The organism is Methylotuvimicrobium sp. KM2 (genome assembly GCF_038051925.1).
Classification (GTDB): Bacteria; Pseudomonadota; Gammaproteobacteria; order Methylococcales; family Methylomonadaceae; genus Methylotuvimicrobium.
The window spans coordinates 2,268,230-2,290,256 of record NZ_CP150634.1; the positions used below are offsets into that span (position 1 = coordinate 2,268,230).

Sequence of the window (22,027 nt, forward strand, 5' to 3'; positions counted from 1 at the left end):
AACACTTTCACCGGCTTGGTGAAGCCCTAAACTAACCTTTCCCCGACAGGACTCTCCTAAGCGCAGTCGAAGGGGGCTCAGGGCGAACGGTAGTTTGAGGTTCTCAACTGCTCTTTTTAGGTATAATGATAAACAGATAATCAACGCACTATTTAGTTAGGTATATCAGTGAATCAAACGTTAACAGAAATATTAGCCGACCCGGAATTCAAAGAAGGCGAGTCATGGTTTCGCCATGCATTCAAGGCACAGGATGTGTTGGTCAAAGAAGGCGATATCGGCAATACCTTGTTTGTAATTGAAAAGGGTAGCTTGCGGGTAACCGGACTGGTTGGCCTAGAGCAAAAAAAACAGCTTCAAGCCGGATTCTGCGATCTTAAGGAAGGCGACATTTTCGGCGAAAGTTGTCTTCATGAGATTCATCGGCGGACCGCGACCGTTACGGCGATTTCCGAAGGTTGTGCTTGGGAAATTGTCGGTGATAAATTAAATGCGTATTTTGACAAGCATCCCGATATCGGTTATTTGTTTTATAAAAAGTTATTCGTTATTTTGACTGAACGCATGAAAAGTGCGAATCATCGCATTGAAAACCTTTTGGCCTGGGGATTAAGAGCGCATGATATCGAGCGGCATTTGTAAAGTAATTATTCACACCCCCTATCGTTCCGACGTAGAGCGCTCGCCGTTATACACAAGTATCGGTAAACTTCCTAAACAGAGGTCATCGTATACCTGGAAACGGTGCTGTTTGATAAATCTTGGGATATTGAACAGCAGTGGCTTCGAAATCGCGACGAAGGCGTTGCTCCCACAAGGGGCAGGATGCTCTGTGTGAGCGATCCCCTGATCGTCCCTCACCTAACGCTAGGTCAGGGAAAGTCGAGATTGTTAAGTGACAATAAATGGTATCGAGGTTTTCTGGTTCCCACGGTCCTCCGTGGGAACCCATACCTTGTCAGCCGAGGCAAGATCGGTATGCATTCCCACGCTGGAGCGGTGGGAACAAGGAAAACGGTAATTTTTGACTTATGTATAACGTTGAGCGCTCCGGCGTGGGAACGATAATTTCCGGGGGACTGAATAGTTCGACTTTGTCATGTTTAAGTATTTGAATACTATATAAATATAGTATAATGCACGCATTATCGCAGAGCGATGAAAACAGGGCAACAGGATGATTTACAAACCACTCGACTAACGAAACATTCAACGGGATTCAAGATGACAAAGCACTCTTCTCGCTTTGTCAGTCCTTAGATTCGTTTATCGGAACGTTTCAAGATTTATTTCGTTCCGGGAATCATAACGTATTCAAGCAAGCCGGCCATTACATCAAAGGCTTATTCCAAGCTAACAAACGTAACATGGAGCGGATGGCCGAGGTGGTTCCGGACTCTGACGACCAGGCCCTGCAAAATTTTCTCACGCATTCCAGTTGGCTCGCCCGTCCGGTCATGGATCGCGCGGCCCTGGCAGCCGATCAATGCTTCGAGGGCGCCGAAGGCACCGCGCTCATTATCGATGAGTCGGGCTTTGCCAAAAGCGGAAAGCATTCGGTTGGCGTGGCTCGCCAATGGAACGGTCGATTGGGTAAGGTCGATAATTGCCAAGTGGGCGTTTTCGGCGCTTTAGGTAAAGGCGATCGCGTCGCATTAATCGATGCCCGCTTGTATTTGCCTCATGCCTGGACCGATGACGCAGAACGGTGCGAGAAGGCCGATGTACCGCGCGACTGTCGAAGTTATCGCACCAAGCCGGAATTGGCGCTTGAGATCGTACAGCATGCGCGGTCGATCGGCGTTCGCTTCGACTGGGTCGGCTTCGATGGCCTCTACGGTAACGCGCCCCATCTACTTCGTGCGCTGGATGCCGATGGCGAGCGCTTCATGGCCGATGTTCACAAAGATCAACAGATCTATGTGGACGATCCCCAACCCTATTTGCCGGAACGCAAGCAAGGCAAAGGAAGACCTATCACTCGCTACCAGAGCCAAGCGCAAGCCATTCAAGCCCAAGAATGGGCCGCGCAACAGCCAGAACCGGCTTGGCAACGGCTGACGCTACGAGATACCTGTCGAGGATCGCTGACGATTGAGGTCCTCCACCAACGGGTTTGGCTTTGGGAGGCCGGCAGCGATACGGCTTATCAGTGGCATTTATTGGTCCGTCGGGAGCTCGATTCGCCGGACGAGATCAAATACAGCTTGAGCAACGCGCCGGCACAAACGGCAGTGTCTACCTTGGCGCATCAACAGGCGCAGCGATATTGGGTCGAACGAGCTTTTCAGGATCACAAAAGCCATATCGGTCTGGCGCACTATCAAGCCCGAAAATGGCAATCCTGGCATCGACACATGGCGCTCGCCATGATAGCCGGCTTGTTCATGTTGCAGCAACGCATGACTCATGAGGAAAGCTATCCGCTATTGAGCTGCTATGACATACAAATACTCTTAGCCAAAAGCTTGCCGAACAAGCAAACCGACTTCGCTGTGTTACTCGCTCAAGTGAAAGAGCGCCACCGTCGGCGCTTATCGGCTATCAGATCAGCCAGCAAGAAAAACGAAACTGTCCAAAATGAGTAAGTGGGTGACTTTTAATACAAACAACATGACAAAGTCGAATTAATCAGGTCGCTCATTTTCTCTCCTTGGTTGCCGTATTGTACGGCTATGAAAATAAGCGGTTACACGAATTTATTTACACCCCCGCGATTACCTGTTGGCGCTTAAAGGTAACCAAAGCAGCCTGCATGAGGATGTCCGTCTGCATTTTGAACAAACCGCTCCCGCATCACTTGTCCGCATGACCTGTGCCGAAAGTGTTGATAAAGGCCACGGGCGCATTGAGGTCCGGCAGTGTCGGATGAGCACTGATATTGACTGGCTTAGGGGACGTCATCCGGAGTGGAAAAATCTGGGCAGCATTGTCGCGATTGACAGTGAGCGACTCATCGGCGATACGACGACCCGAGAAACCCGTTACTTTATCAGTAGTTCATTAGTCTCGGCATCGCGGATGCTGGCCGCCGTGCGTTTACACTGGGGTATCGAAAACCAGTTGCATTGGGTGCTGGACATGTCTTTCGGCGAAGATCAAAGTCGCATACGCAAAGATAATGCGCCAGCCAATATCGGCATTATCCGTCACGCCGCGTTGAATATGATACGACAGGTCCCAAAAAATCGGGTGTCCATCAAGCGTATGCGTAAAGCGGCTGGTTGGGATGATTCTGTCTTAACGGATATTTTGGCTCAAGTTTTTTAATGAGGTGGCCCTGTCAATTTTTACAACAGCCGTTGCTTTCAGGTAACGGGTGATTGCTCTAGACTATTCAATGCAAACGAGCCTTGAGCAACGGCCTTAGCAGATAATTGAGTACTGTCCGCTTGCCGCTCTGAATATCCACCTCAGCGATCATGCCAGGCTTGATTGGCAGAATCTCGTCGCCCTTCTTCAAATAGTTGGTTTCTGTTCTAATCAATATTTTATAAAAAGATTCCTTGCCGCGGATCGTTTCCTCTTCAATGGTATCGGGGCTGATTTGCTCCAGAGTGCCTGAGAGATCACCGTAAACAGTATAGTCATAGGCGGTAATCTTGACCTGTGCCGGCATGCCCGGCACCAAAAAGGCCACATCCCGGGGTTTTACTTTAGCCTCGACCAATAGCTGCTCGTCAATTGGAGTAATCTCCATAATGGGTTCACCCGGCTGAATGACGCCACCCCGAGTAGTAATCAGGATATCATTGACAAGCCCCTTGACCGGCGAAAGTATCTGTGTACGACTCAACTGGTCCTTGCGCTGCAACAGATTTTGTTCGAGTTCGCTGAGTTCGGCTTTTTTATTGGCCAATTCAGTATAAGCATCCTGAAAATAGGCGCTATTGACTTCAGACAGTTTCCCATTCAGTGAAGCTATTTCCTTCCTCAAACGCAAGGCTTCCATTTCGCTGGCGGCGCGGGAGGCCACCAACGGCTCGATGACACGCAATTGTTTGCGTGCCAACTCCAGTTCGGAGCGAAGCGAATGAATAGCCTCTTGATGCTTTTCACGGCGTGCCTTGAACAAAGCAATTTCAGTGGCGGTAATATGGCTGTTGGCAGGGATGTTATGTGGAAAATCGATCTTACTCTTGTTCAGGGTCTCGGCTTCCAATCGCGCGATGGCGGCCGTCAAGGCTTCCGAATGGCTCTTGCTCTCCATATAGGCTGAATTGAATCGAGTATTATCCAGCTTGACCAGCAGATGCCCCGCCTCGACCAGGTCGCCTTCCTTAACCATCAATTGCTCGAGGATGCCGCCTTCAAGGCTCTGGATCTTCTGGATACGACTGTATGGCACGACCCGGCCTTCGCCGCGTGTCACTTCATCGAGTTCGGCCCAGCTTGCCCACGCAACGAAGCTCACGATGCTGAATAAACAGGTCCAGAGAATTGGTCTTGCGGAAGGATGCTCCATGGCGTGCTGCGGGTCACCGAGCGAGCGCAGCAGTGCGTACTCGGAGGGTCTGTCAGCTTTCATTGCGCGCTCTCCGTTACTTTCACCTGGTTGCCGCTGACGATGCTGCTCAGAGGACCGTCCATGACCACACGCCCCTGGCGCAGAACCAGCGCGCGTTCGGTCAAGGCCAATAAGGCTCGCTTATGCGTGGACAGTATGAGCGTGCGCCCTTTCAGCCAGGTCTGCAGATACTGGATCACGCGTGCTTCGTTTTCATTGTCGAACGCCGCGGTGGGCTCATCCAGCAGGACAATACGCGGGTCCTGTAACAGCAGCCGAGCAAGCGCTATAGCCTGCCGTTGTCCGCCGGACACACTGTTATTGCCCTCGATCAGCATATCCAGGCCCAACGGATGAGCCCGGACAAAGGCGCCCAGGCCCACACCGTCCAAAGCCTCAAACAGTTCATCGTCCGTCTGGCCGGCATTGTCCAGAATCAGGTTGTCTCGCAATGTACCGTAAAACAGCGCGGTATCCTGGGGTAGATAGCCGATTGCCTGGCGCAGATCCGCCGGATCGATCTGGCCGATGCTGAGATCGTCGAGCAGGATTCGCCCTTCGGTGGCCGTAGTCAATCCGGCGAGCAAGCGCAATAAGGTGGATTTGCCCGCGCCATTGCCGCCAAGCAGCGCCACGCGTGTTCCCGGCAGGAATTCCAGTTGGGGAATATTCAGCGCCGGCGGGCCGTCCGATTGATAGTGCAAACGGACTTCCTCGAGCCGGTAGTGTCCCCGCAGAGCTTGGTTGCGAGCGAAGCTGCGGCCATGCGGGCGCTCAACCGGCGCAGCCATTAAACTATCCAGCCCTTCCATGGCCACTTTCACATGCTGCCAGCGGGCCAGAATGCCGGCCAATTGTGCGATGGGCGCGATAGTGCGCGAAGCTAAAATCGAACAGGCAAACAGTGCGCCGACGGTCATTTCGCCAGCACTGATCTGATATACGCCAACGATTATCACCCCGACATAACAAAATTGTTGCGTCATGGATGCCGCATAGCTAAGCAATGTGGTGATGCTGCGCGCCTTGATCTCCTGGCTGGAGAGTTCAGCGGTGAGATTTTCCCATTTCTGCAGCAAGCGCCCCTCGGCCCGGCTAGCCTTGATGGTTTCCAGATTCTCGATAGCCTCCAGCAGAACGCCGTTCTTGATGGCACCTTCATGCAAATGCTGACGAGACAATCTAGCCAGGACGGGCTGGGCGAGCAACCCCGGCAACAGCATCAGCCAGACCGCCACAAACGGAACCCAAACCACGGGACCGCCGATCAGAAAAATCACGCCCATGAACAGCAGGACAAACGGCATATCACTGATAGCGGAGATCGTGGTCGAGGTCATGAACTCGCGCACCGACTCGAACTCGCGCACCTGGCTGCTGAAAGCGCCCATCGAAGCCGGTTTGGACTGTAGACGTATCTGGAGAACCTGCTCGAACAAACGGGAAGACAACAGCAGATCCAGCCGTTTGCCGGTGGCATCCAGCATGTGGACTCTTAAATTCCGCAGCACAAATTCCAGAACGATAGCCACGGTCACGCCGCTGGCGAGTATCCACAAGGTATCAAACGCATCGTTCGGCACCACCCGGTCATAGACTTGCATGCCGAATAGTGCGGCGGAAATAGCGAGCAGATTGCCCATCAGTGCGGCTAACCCAGCGGTACAGTAATCTCGCCAGTTCGCCTTGACGGGGCCTTTCAGCCAGTGCTCCTTCTCTTCAAGGGCAAAATTGCCCGCACGCTCATCGCGACGATAACGGGGGCGAGCGAACAGAGCGGTGCCACTGTACAAGCCATTCAGTTCGTCCAGACTCATGCGCTGCTCGCCGCCATTGCTCTCCGGATCGAGCAAAAGCGCCTGATCCGCGCGGTATTCGACCAGCAGCAAGCAGCGCCCATCCTGCAGCAATAACAATGCCGGCAACAATCTGGCACTGATGTCCTGGAGCGGATACTTCATGACACGCGCGGTGATGCCGGCCCGGCGCAAGGCGCGGGGAGCCAGCCCAAGCGGCAGACGCCCCTGCTCCAAAGCCAGCCCTTCCCCAAGCTCGGCAATGCTGACTGTATGGCCGAAGTGGCGGCAGAGCAAAACCAGCCCATCGCGTAGAGGATCTTCTGCCCTCATGCTCTGGGCTTTAGGGCTAGGGGTAACAAGTTCGTGATTATCTTTCATTGAATGACCGTTTCAGGCAAGCGCCCTTCCAGCAAAGGTACCAACTGCCCCAACTGAGCGGCGGCCCGGTATTGCACTCGCTTGCGCTCGTATTGTAGATTGACTAATTGACGTTCCGCTTCGAAGCGTTCCTGATGGATGTTGATCAGTTCGATCATAGTGCGCAAGCCGACGACGAACTGCTCTTGATACACTCCGCTGACATCTCTACTGTTTTTTATTTGCTCATTAAGCGCTCGCTCGCGATCCATCAAAGCGGATTCATTCTCGAGCAAAGTCAGAATCTTACGGCGAATATCGCGCTGTTTGGCGCCCAGATCCCACTTGGCGGCCTCGACACGCTGACGAGCGGCGTCAGCGCGCTGGAAATTGGACAAGCCCTGAAAGGGGTCCATCCTGATGCGCAAAGAGATCATCTGGTCATCGGTCATTTCCCCGCCGATCGGACGACGCGTGGCCGAGCCTTCCAAATCCAGCTGTGGAAGCAGCCTCGCATCGGCTTCATGCACCTTGGCTTCCTCGATGGCCTGCTGCTCCTTGGCCTGGCGGTAAATCGGCGAATCCATAATAGCGCTCTCCAGCTCATCCTTATTTTTCAGTCTTTGGGAATACGCTTCAAGAGCCGGCTCATCCAGAGTCTCTGTTGGATCTCCAATCAGTTCCTGATATTGCTGCTTCGCATTCTGCAAATTCCCTTGCTCTATCGCCAGCTGCTCACGGGCTCTAGCCAGCTCCAGGCCGACCCTGCCCTGCTCGCTTCGATCCTGATAACCTGCATCGCTGCGCTGCTGGCTTAATTTATTCAGTTCTTCCAGACGTTCGATATGGCTACGCACCACCTCAATCCGCCGTTCATACGCCAGCACATCCAGATAGATTTCGCTGATATCCAAAGCCGCGTCCTCCCGCATTATCAGAAGAGACTCGGTCTGCTGCCGCAGATTTGCTGAAGCGCTATCGACCTGGCTTTCCACCCGTCCCCAGTCATACAGCATCTGCGTGGCGACGATATTGTAATTGAAGCCCAAATTACTCCTCATGCTTTGCGTCGGGCCAATCGACGCTTCCAGTTTGGGATAATAGCCGGCTTCGGCGATATCGACTTCGGTCGTGGCCTGATCCACTTTAGCCATCGCCGATTTCACTTCCGGATGGTTAGCCAGGCCCAGATGCACCGCGTCCGCCAGGCTGATCGCGCCGGCCGGTTTTAATGGCGCCAGTAACAAGAAAACACCAAGAGCCAGGCAATGACTCACCTTGCTCCTGGTCATGATCGATGGCGGATTGCTGGAAAGAACCGCCGTAGCGATCCGGCGGTTCCTTTCAAACGTAATGTTTTCTATGTTTGCCACGCCTAGACAATCACCTGCACATCCTGATCAACATACAGTTGATTGTTGCCGAAGTCGTAAACATCGAAGACGACGCCATTGAGCGAGGTCTGTGCCCCCGTAGCCGTCGCGCCAGCAACGTTCAGGGTGTCGTTGCTTTCGCCTGTGATATACAACTCGTTGTCCGCATCGGTCAGGTTCTCCACGGCAGTGGCTGTCAAGGTCAACGTATTGCCGGCATCACCTGTGCCCAGATCGATCTGCTCGATGTTGTGGACATTGTTGGTTGCATCATTGAAGTTCAGGTCGAAGCCGCCATCCAGCTGCAGGATATCAAAGCCATCGCCGCCCTCGATCGAAACGAAAGTATTGCCGGTTATCAGGATAAGATCATCACCGGCCCCCGCGTCGAAGGTATCGTTTCCATTGCCGTCGATCAGCACATCGTTGCCATCGCCGCCGAAGAGCGTGTCATTGCCGGCGCCGCCGCGAATCAGATCGGCGCCGTCACCACCCGTAATGGTGTCGTCGCCGCCATGTCCGTACAGCCGCTCGTTGTCACCGGTGCCCGTCAGCGTGTTGTTGCCGCCATCACCTTCCATGATGCTGGAGTTGTCCCCCAGCAGGGTGTGCAATACGCTTGCGTCGACGAGGTTGCCCAGGGAGTCCGAAGCCGTGAGTCCGGCACTATCCGTGGCGGTGATCGTCATCGCATCGAGTACGGCAGCTTGCAGGCCGACATCCAGGCCCAGCAGATCTACAGCATTGTCGAACTTGACGGTAGCAAGCAATTCGTTGACGGCAAGATTATCGATGTCGCCACCGCCGACCGCGGTAATGGTCAATATCGAGGAAGGCGCCACAAGACCGAGCAGCCCCGGATCGTTCACCACGTTGAATTGCAGCCCTAGTTCGGCCGCCAGGGCGCTGGAAGCGATTAGCTGCAATGGAATCAGATTCACGTTGAGCACCGGTCTATAGGCAATCGCGACAGAACTGAGATTGCCGTCTGCATCCGCAGCGATGAAATCCTGGCTATTAAGGTCAATCACGGTCAGCGCCTCGGCACCGATGATACCCAGCAGGCTGAAGTCGTTGGCCTGCACGATGGGCGCCATATTGCCGGGCACAACATGCGGAAGCGTCGCCCCCGTGCTGTCGAAGACGATTTGCGTACCCGCGGTATCGCCGTCGCCGTCGGCTATCACCGCATCAATCGTTGTTGTCCCGCCAAGCAGGTTGGTGCTTGCCGTGGCCTCGTCAACGATCAGGTTACCGTTGGCGAGCAGATTGGCGATAATGTCGTAATCCGTCGTCAGTCCCTGGCGCAGGTCGACATTGTTGAAGGTAATGATCTGGTCGACTTCATCCGAATCGTATCCCCCGGTGAAGTTGCCCGCCGAACTGATGTGGAGCACCGTATTCGTGCCGTCATAGGTAAAGTGCAGGTACCGTACCAGATTGCCGGGACCGGTGCCGATTTTGCCTTCGCCCTGCAGCAGATTACCCAGGTCGATGAGATCGCCGCCAGAGGATACCGGCGCGACATTGAAGTCGGCCACGGTATCGCTGGCGGCAGTGGCCAGACCAGGCGTCCCGCTCTGATCGCCGTTCTCCCACATGAACACATCATTGCCGGTGCCGCCGGTCAGCGTATCGTTGCCAGACCCGCCAATCAACACATCATTGCCGTCCCCACCGTCGAGCGCATCGCTGCCGGCGCCGCCGCGCAGAATGTCCGCGCCGGCACCGCCGTTCAACGTGTCATCGCCGTCGAAGCCATACAGGCGATCGGAGCCGGCCGTGCCTGTCAGGATGTTGCCGCTGTCATCTCCCAACTCCAGATAGGCAGGCGGGGCATTACCTAACAGGCCGAGGTCAAGTACATTCGTGCTTGATTCCGAACCCGACAATGCCGTGGTATCCGTGGCGGTGATGGTGACGGTTGAAAGCAATCCGATGTCTGCCAGACCGGTACTGAAATAGACAGCACCGAGGAACTCATTGAGTTTCTGATTATCGATCGGGCCGCCGCCAAGAGCCGATATCGTGATCTCGGTTTCAAAATCCAGCAAGCCCAGTCGATTGTTGTTGTCGAAGGTGAGGCCGAGTTCATTGGCCATGGCCAAGCCGCCAGCCACCTCAAATCCAGCACCCACGGTAATGTTGAGACCGGTGATATTGATGGTGACCGATTCGATATTATTGTTGGCATCCGTAGCCGCAAACAATTGGGTTTGGCTGAAGTCAATCAGGTTCAAGGCGCTGACACCGAGCAGGTCGAGAAGGCTGTCATCCCCCAGGGTCACTACGGGCGCTTGATCGATTTCAGGTGCAATCAACGGCGTCGCAGAAGCGCTGTAGGTATATTCCCCGGTATACATATCAATGACGAAGGTCTCGCCCTTGACGGTACGAATCGTCAGATCGTCCGTACCCGAGTCATACGCATAATCGTAAACCAGCTCGGAATTGCCGCTTTCAACGATGCTTTCCGTAACTGGATCAAACGTCAGGAAATAGCCATCGATGCCGATCTTGGCGACATGGCCGCCATCCGCACCGTAAGTCACGCTGATATCGCCTGTAATCGGATCAGCAGTTGGCAGTGAATCAATGTTATAGAGCCTGGGGACATCCGCGATCGGCATGTCATCCTCGACGTTGACCGTCAGAGTGCCACTGCCCGAGGCGCCCTCGCTATCGGTAGCGACGACGTCAAAGTCCAGGGCGAGGATATCCTCGGCCCCCTGTACCGGATGATCCAGTGGTGCTTGAAGCGTGAACGTATAATCACCCGAAGTGGACACAATCAGCGTCGCAACCGTGGTCGCGTCCGCGGTGCCTGTCAGGGTGTATGTATTCGTGCCTGCATCGAATGAACCATTCCACACGACGTTTACGCCGCCTGACGCAATCCCGGTAGGGCCGGTCACGGCTAGCGATGCAATCGTGCTGTCAGGATCGGTGAACGTCATCGTGCCGTTAACCGCGGTGACATCCGTCGTGTCGACTGGCGTGCCGACAGTATCAGGCGACCCGCCGGCAAGCCCCTCTTCCGAAACGGATGCGAACGCATCTGCAATTTCAGGCGCCTGGTTGGCCGGCACGTTGTTGGTCACGGCCGTGTCGCTGAAGCTGGCCGCATCGTTGCCGGCCAGATCCTGGGTCGCCGCCGCATCATCGCCCGCGCTCGGGTCGGTGTAGCTGGCCGTGACAGTGTCGCCGTTGGCTACCGGTGTAGCCAGGTTCAAGGTGACGGTATCACCGCTGACGGTGACACTGCTGACCGTGACCGGATTGCCGTTGACGTTGACTTCAAAGTCACCCGCTGCCGGCGGATTGGCCCCATCCAGGGCTTCATCGTAAGTCAGCACGAGGCTGTTGCCATCGGTGCTGGTCTCCGCACTGAGCAGCACCGGTGGGGTGGTGTCAGGCGTGACCGGCACATTGTTGGTCACCGGGCTATCACTGAAGCTGGCCGCATCGTTGCCGGCCAGATCCTGGGTCGCCGCCGCATCATCGCCCGCGCTCGGGTCGGTGTAGCTGGCGGTGACGGTGTCGCCGTTGACTACCGCTGTGCCCAGGTCCAGGGTGACGGTGTCGCCGCTGACCGTGACGCCGGTCACTGCAACCGTGCTGCCATTAACCTCGATCGCGAAACTACCGATGGCTGGCGGATTGGCCGCATCCAGGGCTTCATCGTAAGTCAGCACGAGGCTGTTGCCGTCGGTGCTGGTCTCCGCACTGAGCAGCACCGGTGGGGTGGTGTCAGGCGTGACCGGCACATTGTTGGTCACCGGGCTATCACTGAAGCTGGCCGCATCGTTGCCGGCCAGATCCTGGGTCGCCGCCGCATCATCGCCCGCGCTCGGGTCGGTGTAGCTGGCGGTGACGGTGTCGCCGTTGACTACCGCTGTGCCCAGGTCCAGGGTGACGGTGTCGCCGCTGACCGTGACGCCGGTCACTGCAACCGTGCTGCCATTAACCTCGATCGCGAAACTACCGATGGCTGGCGGATTGGCCGCATCCAGGGCTTCATCATAGGTCAGCACGAGGCTGCTGCCGTCCGCGCTGGTTGCTGCGCTAAGCAGCACCGGTGGAGTGGTGTCAGGCGTGACCGGCACATTGTTGGTCACCGGGCTATCACTGAAGCTGGCCGCATCGTTGCCGGCCAGATCCTGGGTCGCCGCCGCATCATCGCCCGCGCTCGGGTCGGTGTAGCTGGCGGTGACGGTGTCGCCGTTGACTACCGCTGTGCCCAGGTCCAGGGTGACGGTGTCGCCACTAACCGTAACGCCGCTCACTGCAACCGGATTGCCGTTGACGTTGACTTCAAAGTCACCCGCTGCCGGCGGATTGGCCGCATCCAGGGCTTCATCGTAAGTCAGCACGAGGCTGTTGCCGTCGGTGCTGGTCTCCGCATTGAGCAGCACCGGTGGAGTGGTGTCAGGTATGACTGGCACGTTGTTGGCCACAGCCGTATCGCTGAAGCTGGCCGCATCATTGCCGGCCAGATCCTGGGTCGCCGCCGCATCATCACCCGCACTCGGGTCGGTGTAGCTGGCCGTGACGGTGTCGCCGTTGACTACCGCTGTGCCCAGGTCCAGGGTGACGGTGTCGCCGCTGACCGTGACGCCGGTCACTGCAACCGTGCTGCCATTAACCTCGATCGCGAAACTACCGATGGCTGGCGGATTGGCCGCATCCAGGGCTTCATCATAGGTCAGCACGAGGCTGCTGCCGTCCGCGCTGGTTGCTGCGCTAAGCAGCACCGGTGGAGTGGTGTCAGGCGTGACCGGCACATTGTTGGTCACCGGGCTATCACTGAAGCTGGCCGCATCGTTGCCGGCCAGATCCTGTGTGGCATTGGCATCATCGCCCGCACTCGGGTCGGTGTAGCTGGCCGTGACAGTGTCGCCGTTGGCTACCGGTGTAGCCAGGTTCAAGGTGACGGTATCACCGCTGACGGTGACACTGCTGACCGTGACCGGATTGCCGTTGACGTTGACTTCAAAGTCACCCGCTGCCGGCGGATTGGCCCCATCCAGGGCTTCATCGTAAGTCAGCACGAGGCTGTTGCCATCGGTGCTGGTCTCCGCACTGAGCAGCACCGGTGGGGTGGTGTCAGGTGTAACTGGCACGTTGTTGGCCACAGCCGTATCGCTGAAGCTGGCCGCATCGTTGCCGGCCAGATCCTGGGTCGCCGCCGCATCATCGCCCGCGCTCGGGTCGGTGTAGCTGGCGGTGACGGTGTCGCCGTTGACTACCGCTGTGCCCAGGTCCAGGGTGACGGTGTCGCCGCTGACCGTGACGCCGGTCACTGCAACCGTGCTGCCATTAACCTCGATCGCGAAACTACCGATGGCTGGCGGATTGGCCGCATCCAGGGCTTCATCGTAAGTCAGCACGAGGCTGCTGCCGTCCGCGCTGGTTGCTGCGCTAAGCAGCACCGGTGGAGTGGTGTCAGGCGTGACCGGCACATTGTTGGTCACCGGGCTATCACTGAAGCTGGCCGCATCGTTGCCGGCCAGATCCTGGGTCGCCGCCGCATCATCGCCCGCGCTCGGGTCGGTGTAGCTGGCGGTGACGGTGTCGCCGTTGACTACCGCTGTGCCCAGGTCCAGGGTGACGGTGTCGCCGCTGACCGTGACGCCGGTCACTGCAACCGTGCTGCCATTAACCTCGATCGCGAAACTACCGATGGCTGGCGGATTGGCCGCATCCAGGGCTTCATCATAGGTCAGCACGAGGCTGCTGCCGTCCGCGCTGGTTGCTGCGCTAAGCAGCACCGGTGGAGTGGTGTCAGGCGTGACCGGCACATTGTTGGTCACCGGGCTATCACTGAAGCTGGCCGCATCGTTGCCGGCCAGATCCTGGGTCGCCGCCGCATCATCGCCCGCGCTCGGGTCGGTGTAGCTGGCGGTGACGGTGTCGCCGTTGACTACCGCTGTGCCCAGGTCCAGGGTGACGGTGTCGCCGCTGACCGTGACGCCGGTCACTGCAACCGTGCTGCCATTAACCTCGATCGCGAAACTACCGATGGCTGGCGGATTGGCCGCATCCAGGGCTTCATCATAGGTCAGCACGAGGCTGCTGCCGTCCGCGCTGGTTGCTGCGCTAAGCAGCACCGGTGGAGTGGTGTCAGGCGTGACCGGCACATTGTTGGTCACCGGGCTATCACTGAAGCTGGCCGCATCGTTGCCGGCCAGATCCTGGGTCGCCGCCGCATCATCGCCCGCGCTCGGGTCGGTGTAGCTGGCGGTGACGGTGTCGCCGTTGACTACCGCTGTGCCCAGGTCCAGGGTGACGGTGTCGCCGCTGACCGTGACGCCGGTCACTGCAACCGTGCTGCCATTAACCTCGATCGCGAAACTACCGATGGCTGGCGGATTGGCCGCATCCAGGGCTTCATCATAGGTCAGCACGAGGCTGCTGCCGTCCGCGCTGGTTGCTGCGCTAAGCAGCACCGGTGGAGTGGTGTCAGGCGTGACCGGCACATTGTTGGTCACCGGGCTATCACTGAAGCTGGCCGCATCGTTGCCGGCCAGATCCTGGGTCGCCGCCGCATCATCGCCCGCGCTCGGGTCGGTGTAGCTGGCGGTGACGGTGTCGCCGTTGACTACCGCTGTGCCCAGGTCCAGGGTGACGGTGTCGCCGCTGACCGTGACGCCGGTCACTGCAACCGTGCTGCCATTAACCTCGATCGCGAAACTACCGATGGCTGGCGGATTGGCCGCATCCAGGGCTTCATCATAGGTCAGCACGAGGCTGCTGCCGTCCGCGCTGGTTGCTGCGCTAAGCAGCACCGGTGGAGTGGTGTCAGGCGTGACCGGCACATTGTTGGTCACCGGGCTATCACTGAAGCTGGCCGCATCGTTGCCGGCCAGATCCTGGGTCGCCGCCGCATCATCGCCCGCGCTCGGGTCGGTGTAGCTGGCCGTGACAGTGTCGCCGTTGGCTACCGGTGTAGCCAGGTTCAAGGTGACGGTATCACCGCTGACGGTGACACTGCTGACCGTGACCGGATTGCCGTTGACGTTGACTTCAAAGTCACCCGCTGCCGGCGGATTGGCCCCATCCAGGGCTTCATCGTAAGTCAGCACGAGGCTGTTGCCATCGGTGCTGGTCTCCGCACTGAGCAGCACCGGTGGGGTGGTGTCAGGCGTGACCGGCACATTGTTGGTCACCGGGCTATCACTGAAGCTGGCCGCATCGTTGCCGGCCAGATCCTGGGTCGCCGCCGCATCATCGCCCGCGCTCGGGTCGGTGTAGCTGGCGGTGACGGTGTCGCCGTTGACTACCGCTGTGCCCAGGTCCAGGGTGACGGTGTCGCCGCTGACCGTGACGCCGGTCACTGCAACCGTGCTGCCATTAACCTCGATCGCGAAACTACCGATGGCTGGCGGATTGGCCGCATCCAGGGCTTCATCGTAAGTCAGCACGAGGCTGTTGCCGTCGGTGCTGGTCTCCGCACTGAGCAGCACCGGTGGGGTGGTGTCAGGCGTGACCGGCACATTGTTGGTCACCGGGCTATCACTGAAGCTGGCCGCATCGTTGCCGGCCAGATCCTGGGTCGCCGCCGCATCATCGCCCGCGCTCGGGTCGGTGTAGCTGGCGGTGACGGTGTCGCCGTTGACTACCGCTGTGCCCAGGTCCAGGGTGACGGTGTCGCCGCTGACCGTGACGCCGGTCACTGCAACCGTGCTGCCATTAACCTCGATCGCGAAACTACCGATGGCTGGCGGATTGGCCGCATCCAGGGCTTCATCATAGGTCAGCACGAGGCTGCTGCCGTCCGCGCTGGTTGCTGCGCTAAGCAGCACCGGTGGAGTGGTGTCAGGCGTGACCGGCACATTGTTGGTCACCGGGCTATCACTGAAGCTGGCCGCATCGTTGCCGGCCAGATCCTGGGTCGCCGCCGCATCATCGCCCGCGCTCGGGTCGGTGTAGCTGGCGGTGACGGTGTCGCCGTTGACTACCGCTGTGCCCAGGTCCAGGGTGACGGTGTCGCCACTAACCGTAACGCCGCTCACTGCAACCGGATTGCCGTTGACGTTGACTTCAAAGTCACCCGCTGCCGGCGGATTGGCCGCATCCAGGGCTTCATCGTAAGTCAGCACGAGGCTGTTGCCGTCGGTGCTGGTCTCCGCATTGAGCAGCACCGGTGGAGTGGTGTCAGGTATGACTGGCACGTTGTTGGCCACAGCCGTATCGCTGAAGCTGGCCGCATCATTGCCGGCCAGATCCTGGGTCGCCGCCGCATCATCACCCGCACTCGGGTCGGTGTAGCTGGCCGTGACGGTGTCGCCGTTGACCACCGGTGTAGCCAGGTTCAAGGTGACGGTATCGCCACTAACCGTAACGCCGCTCACTGTAACCGGATTGCCGTTGACGTTGACTTCAAAGTCACCCGCTGCCGGTGGATTGGCCGCATCCAGGGCTTCATCGTAAGTCAGCACGAGGCTGTTGCCATCCGTGCTGGTCTCCGCATTGAGCAAGGTTGGCGCTGTGGTGTCAGGTGTAACCGGTACAGTATTGGTTACCGGGCTGTTAGTGAAGCTGGCTGCATCATTGCCGGCCAGATCCTGTGTGGCATTGGCATCATCGCCCGCACTCGGGTCGGTGTAGCTGGCCGTGACGGTGTCGCCGTTGGCTACCGGTGTAGCCAGGTTCAAGGTGACGGTATCGCCACTAACCGTAACGCCGCTCACTGTAACCGGATTGCCGTTGACGTTGACTTCAAAGTCACCCGCTGCCGGCGGATTGGCCCCATCCAGGGCTTCATCGTAAGTCAGCACGAGGCTGTTGCCGTCGGTGCTGGTCTCCGCATTGAGCAGCACCGGTGGAGTGGTGTCAGGTATGACTGGCACGTTGTTGGCCACAGCCGTATCGCTGAAGCTGGCCGCATCATTGCCGGCCAGATCCTGGGTCGCCGCCGCATCATCACCCGCACTCGGGTCGGTGTAGCTGGCGCTGACGGTGTCGCCGTTGACTACCGCTGTGCCCAGGTCCAGGGTGACGGTATCGCCGCTGACCGTGACGTTGCTGACCGTGACCGGGGCGCCGTTGACGTTGACGGCAAAGTCGCCCGGTGCCGGCGGATTGGCCTCATCCAGGGCTTCATCGTAGGTCAGCACCAGGCTGTTGCCGTCGGCGCTGGTGGCGGCGCTTTGCAGCACCGGCGGCGTGGTGTCGGGTAGCATAATGGCGACCGTGACACTGCCAGTAGCCATACTGCTGTTGCCGGCCGGATCGGTGGCGGTGACGGTGATGTCGGTAGTGCCTGCCGGCTGAACCGGTAGGGTGTTGTCGGCCAGGGTCCAGGTGCCGTCGCCATTGTTGGTGGCGGCATAGTCGATACCGCCCACCGTGACCACGACGGTGGCGGTCGGGTCATCCACCGTGCCGGTCAGCGCCGGGGTGGTGTCGTTAGTGGTCAGGTCAGTGAAGGTGACAACCGGCGGTGTCGTATCGCTTCCGCCGGTGCCGATGGTCAGGGAGCCGGTGTCAGTGCCGGTGTTGCCGGCCGGATCGGTGGCAGTGACGGTGATGTCGATAGTGCCTGCCGGCTGAACCGGTAGGGTGTCGTCGGCCAGGGTCCAGGTGCCGTCGCCATTGTTGGTGGCAGCATAGTCGGTGCCGCCCACCGTGACCACGACGGTGGCGGTCGGGTCATCCACGGCGCCGGTCAGCGCCGGGGTGGTGTCGCTGGTGGTCAGCGGATCCAGGGCCACGACCGGTGCCAGCAAGTCGACCGTGAAGCCATCGGTGCCGTCCAGGGTATCGCCCGTGCCCGGGTTGCCGGCCAGGTCCGCGAAAGTGCCGTCAGCCACGCTGAGGCTCGGCGCATCGGCACCGGTCTGGGTGAAGGTCGCGGTCCAGGTATCGGCATCCAGCTGCGTGAAGTCGCTCAGGCTGCCGCCGGCCACGACCACGTCCCCGGCCGCAAAGCCGGCCACCGCTTCGCTGAACTGGAAGGTCACGGTCGTGGCTTCGCCGGCCGCCAGCGCCAGGTCATCCGCGCTGATGGTCAAAGTTGGCGCCACCAGATCGGCCGTGAAGCCGTCGCTGCCGTCCAGGGTATCGCCCGTGCCCGGGTTGCCGGCCAGGTCCGCGAAAGTGCCGTCAGCTACGCTGAGGCTCGGCGCTTCGGCACCGGTCTGGGTGAAGGTGGCGGTCCAGGTATCGGCGTCGACCTGCGTGAAATCGCCGAGGCTGCCGCCGGCCACGACCACGTCGGTTTCTGCAAAGCCGGCCACGGCTTCGCTGAACTGGAAGGTCACGGTCGTGGCTTCGCCCGCCGCCAGCGCCAGGTCATCCGCGCTGATGGTCAGGGTCGGCGGGGTGATGTCAGGCACGGTATTGGTCACCGCGGTGCCGGTGAAGCTGGTCGCGTCGTTGCCGGCCAGATCCTGCGTGGCATTGGCGTCGTCGCCCGCGCTCGGGTCGGTGTAGCTGGCGGTGACGAGGTCGCCGTTGGCCACCGGTGTGCCCAGGCTCAGGATGACTGTGTCGCCGCTGACCGTAACGCCGCTGACCGTGACCGGGCTGCCGTTGACGTTGACGGCAAAGTCGCCCGGCGCCGGCGGGTTGGCCCCGTCCAGGGCTTCATCGTAGGTCAGCACGAGGCTGCTGCCGTCGGCGCTGGTCGCGGCGCTGAGCAGGACCGGCGGGGTGGTGTCGGGTAGCGTGGTGTCGACCGTAACGCTGCCGGTAGCCGTACCGCTGTTACCGACGGTATCGGTGACGATCACGGTGACCGCATGATCGCCCTCGGCCAGAGGCGGCAGCTTATCGTCAGCCAGGATCCAGGTGCCGTCACCATTATTGGTGGCGGCATAGTCAGTGCCGTCGACCGTGACCACCACGGTGGCGGTCGGGTCATCGACGGCGCCGGTCAGTGCCGGGGTGGTGTCGTTGGTGGTAAGCGGATCAAGCGTCACACTCGGCGCCGTGGTGTCGACAACAATAGTATAAGGGGCGCTGGCGCCAGACTCGTTGCCGGCTGCATCGACGTTGGTAGCGGTAAAACTGTGACTGCCTTCGCTTAGCTCTGCCGGGGTATAGCTCCACATGCCATCGGTATCGGCCGTGGCGGAGCCATTGAGTACGCCATCGACGTAGACATTGACCTTACCGTTGGCCTCGGCGCCCGAACCGTTCAGCGTTGGCGTGGTGTCGTCAGTCCTGTCACCCGAGGTCATGGTATGGGTTATGCTGCCTGCGTTATCCGTGAAATCGTTAATCGTCGGCGCAGCTGGAGCGGTGGTGTCCACAATAATGATGTAAGGCTCACTAGGAGGGGACACGTGGCCCGCAGGGTCGGTGGCAGTAACGGTAAGATTATGGCTACCATCGACCATCGGCGCCGTTGGGGTAATGCTCCAGGTGCCATCGGCCGCGACCGTGGTGCTGCCAATGGCTGTAGTGCCATCGTACAAAGTAATGGTATCGCCAGGCGCAGCGTCGCTGCCGCTCACTGTCGGCTGGGCGTCGTCAGTATTACCGCCTTTCGCTATGGGGCCTTGTACGGCACCCATATCATCCGTGATACTGTCGATCCCCGCCACATCCGGCGAGGTTGTGTCCGGTGCATCAGGAGCCACTGGAGCCGGGTCGTCTCCATCACCTGCCAGGCCGACCCCAATCCCTACCCCACCACCTATAACCGCTAGGGCAGCCGCCGCTGCCAGGCCGTACCCCCCAATGCCCTCGCTCTCGGCAGCACAAGTTAATGATTCAAAGGGGGAAGTTTCCGCTTGCGGTATATATTGAGCAGACACGACCCCATCACCTGCAACCGCCGAAAGATCAACTCTTAAAAGACCATCACAATCCTCATCCCTTAAGTAAAGTTCACTATCCCCATCAATGTGATAAAAATTAGCAATACGGATCGTTTCCTTACCCATATCAACGATCAGATCTGCGCCCTCGAGAATAAAAGACTTAATATCACTCGGTCGCAGATTAAGAAATATCCGGCTAGGTCGATCAAGGTGCAAAGATTCAGCTATCTCATGAAAAGTACCAGCAGTTGAGGGTTCGTTTAAGTGAATTACTTTAGTTTCAACAGACATAAGATCCTTTATTTCCTTTTTATTAATAATTCATGCGCTGCGAGACAGGAGTCGAGTAGTCCCCAGAAGCGATAGCGGAGAATATTAGTTGTTACGGACATTAATTGCTTCCTTGACCCTTTAGGTCATGGAGCGTCTATTTTCGGGAACTTGGCTCAACCTTACACAATAAAACATTAACAATTTGGTAATTATAGCTATGCCTTATAGCAAGATATTGGTATTATTTAGTGGTACACAGAAGTTCAAAGTGCTGTGTACAAAAGATTATTTTGAGTTAGCAAGCCGCGTTCCCTATATGGACGCTGTTAAAATTAGTCCTCGAAGTGGATCGCACTCTACTTCGGGGATGGTTTTTTATCGTTCTATTAGACTCGATAAGATGCAATTATATGTTGTCACCGACAATTTGTCTGGGCTACTTGAGATAAAACACTAAGTATTGTGTTTTGTTTGCCGTCCTTCTAAATGCGATGTTGATTAGTGAGCGCCATAGCATCACTATTTAAGCGAGGATATAAAATATAGCATTTAATATCAAAGGAGGGTGTAAAAATATCCGTGTAAACCGCCGTTAAAAAATCTCAGTCATCCGGTCTTGATAAAGAATCATAAACTGATTGAGTGCGGGCTTCCAGTCGCGGATGGGCATGGACCATTTCTTGGCCGCCTGATTGATGGCCAGATACACCACCTTCAAAGCCGACTGATCGTTGGGAAACAACTTGCGCCGCTCGGTCGCTTTACGGATTACGCTATTCAACGACTCAATGGCGTTAGTGGTGTAGATCACTTTGCGTATCTCATCCGGATAATCGAAGAAAGCAATCAAGTTCAGCCAATGCCGCCGCCAGGATGCGCTGATGCTCGGATACTGTTTATCCCATTGCCGGGCGAAGGCTTCCAGTTCCTGCTCGGCCTCGGTCACGGTAATCGACTGGTAAATCGCCTTGAGTCCGGCGGCGACCGCCTTACGATCCTTCCAGCTGACAAACGCCAAGGAATTGCGCATCATATGCACAATACACAGCTGAACCTGGGTTTTGGGAAACACCGCCGCGATCGCATCGGGGAAGCCGGTCAAGCCATCGACGCAGGCAACAAACACATCCTTGACGCCACGATTTTTCAGTTCCGTGAGCACCGACAACCAAAACTTGGCGCCCTCGTTTTCAGACATCCATAAGCCCAGTAGCTCTTTGTGTCCGTGAACATTGACGCCCAGCGCCACAGACACGGCCTTGTTGATGACCCGTTTGTCCTGGCGAATTTTGATCACAATACAGTCCAGATACAGGATGGGATAGAGCGCATCCAGCGGCCGCGTCTGCCATTCAATGACCTTTTCCAATACCGCATTAGTCACTTGCGAAACCAGTGTCGGCGAAATATCGGCACCGTACAACTCGGCAAACGTTTCGACGATATCCCGTGTGCTCATGCCTTTGGCGTACAGCATCAGGATTTGATCATCGAATTGAGTCAGACGCGTTTGATTTTTTGCCACAAACACCGGTTCAAAGCAGCCATTGCGATCACGCGGGGTTTCAATTTCAACCGTGCCATGCTCACCCTTCAGGATTTTACGGTTATAGCCATTGCGGCTATTGCCGCTGTTATAGCCTTCCGGTGCATGCTTGTTATAGCCTAAATGGGCATCCATTTCCGCATTCAGCGAGGCTTCAATGGTGATTTTTAATAGCTCTCGGCTCAGTTGTGCCAAGTCACTCGGAGACTTCAGCCCTCGTCCGAGCTCTTGCATAGCTGAAATTAATTTCGGGTCTTTAATTCGACTTTGTCATGTTTAAGTATTTGAATATTATATAAATATAGTATAATACACGCATTATCGCAGAGCGATGAAAACAGGGCAACAAGATGATTTACAAACCACTCGACTAACGAAGCATTCAACGGGATTCAAGATGA

8 protein-coding genes are annotated in these 22,027 nt (G+C 57.6%); 3 read left to right on the plus strand and 5 right to left on the minus strand.

All coding sequences use genetic code 11. The features are described 5' to 3' along the window. The first annotated feature begins 168 nt into the window (after nucleotides 1-168). The 3 genes from WJM45_RS09680 (at nucleotide 169) to WJM45_RS09690 (ending at nucleotide 3,270) form a co-directional block, all read left to right on the plus strand. Nucleotides 169-642, plus strand: coding sequence for a cyclic nucleotide-binding domain-containing protein (locus WJM45_RS09680; RefSeq protein ID WP_341328733.1), 474 nt, complete (start codon nucleotides 169-171; stop codon nucleotides 640-642). Between the two features lie 626 nt (nucleotides 643-1,268). Next, nucleotides 1,269-2,588, plus strand: coding sequence for an IS701 family transposase (locus WJM45_RS09685; protein ID WP_341328925.1), 1,320 nt, complete (start codon nucleotides 1,269-1,271; stop codon nucleotides 2,586-2,588). 109 nt (nucleotides 2,589-2,697) lie between these two features. Beyond that, the gene (locus WJM45_RS09690) at nucleotides 2,698-3,270 is read left to right on the plus strand and encodes an ISAs1 family transposase (protein ID WP_341328926.1); all 573 of its coding nucleotides are present in this window, start codon (nucleotides 2,698-2,700) and stop codon (nucleotides 3,268-3,270) included. Nucleotides 3,271-3,337: 67 nt separating this feature from the next. Here the strand turns inward: WJM45_RS09690 and WJM45_RS09695 are convergent, their stop codons facing one another. The 5 genes from WJM45_RS09695 to WJM45_RS09715 form a co-directional block, all read right to left on the minus strand. Next, a complete protein-coding gene (locus tag WJM45_RS09695) occupies nucleotides 3,338-4,528 on the minus strand; it encodes an HlyD family efflux transporter periplasmic adaptor subunit (RefSeq protein WP_341328734.1) in 1,191 nt (396 codons plus the stop codon). Next, the gene (locus WJM45_RS09700) at nucleotides 4,525-6,684 is read right to left on the minus strand and encodes a type I secretion system permease/ATPase (RefSeq protein WP_341328735.1); all 2,160 of its coding nucleotides are present in this window, start codon (nucleotides 6,682-6,684) and stop codon (nucleotides 4,525-4,527) included. Before WJM45_RS09700 ends, WJM45_RS09695 begins: the two co-directional genes overlap by 4 nt. Continuing rightward, nucleotides 6,681-7,955 carry a TolC family protein gene (locus tag WJM45_RS09705; RefSeq protein ID WP_341328736.1) on the minus strand — a complete coding sequence of 425 codons (1,275 nt, stop codon included), beginning with the start codon at nucleotides 7,953-7,955 and terminating at the stop codon, nucleotides 6,681-6,683. The genes WJM45_RS09700 and WJM45_RS09705 overlap by 4 nt, the downstream gene beginning before the upstream one ends. A gap of 83 nt (nucleotides 7,956-8,038) precedes the next feature. Next, a complete protein-coding gene (locus tag WJM45_RS09710; protein ID WP_341328737.1) occupies nucleotides 8,039-20,098 on the minus strand; it encodes a SwmB domain-containing protein in 12,060 nt (4,019 codons plus the stop codon). Between the two features lie 574 nt (nucleotides 20,099-20,672). After that, nucleotides 20,673-21,860 (minus strand): IS256 family transposase, encoded by a 1,188-nt coding sequence (locus WJM45_RS09715; protein ID WP_341328738.1) that lies wholly within the window; start codon nucleotides 21,858-21,860, stop codon nucleotides 20,673-20,675. Nucleotides 21,861-22,027: the final 167 nt, after the last annotated feature.

Excerpts from the sequence above, each read along its gene's own strand:
- WJM45_RS09695 (WP_341328734.1), bottom strand. The coding sequence starts at position 4,528 with ATGAAAGCTGACAGACCCTCCGAGTACGCACTGCTGCGCTCGCTCGGT.
- WJM45_RS09700 (WP_341328735.1), bottom strand. The coding sequence starts at position 6,684 with ATGAAAGATAATCACGAACTTGTTACCCCTAGCCCTAAAGCCCAGAGC.
- WJM45_RS09705 (WP_341328736.1), bottom strand. The coding sequence starts at position 7,955 with ATGACCAGGAGCAAGGTGAGTCATTGCCTGGCTCTTGGTGTTTTCTTG.
- WJM45_RS09710 (WP_341328737.1), bottom strand. The coding sequence starts at position 20,098 with ATGTCTGTTGAAACTAAAGTAATTCACTTAAACGAACCCTCAACTGCT.
- WJM45_RS09715 (WP_341328738.1), bottom strand. The coding sequence starts at position 21,860 with ATGCAAGAGCTCGGACGAGGGCTGAAGTCTCCGAGTGACTTGGCACAA.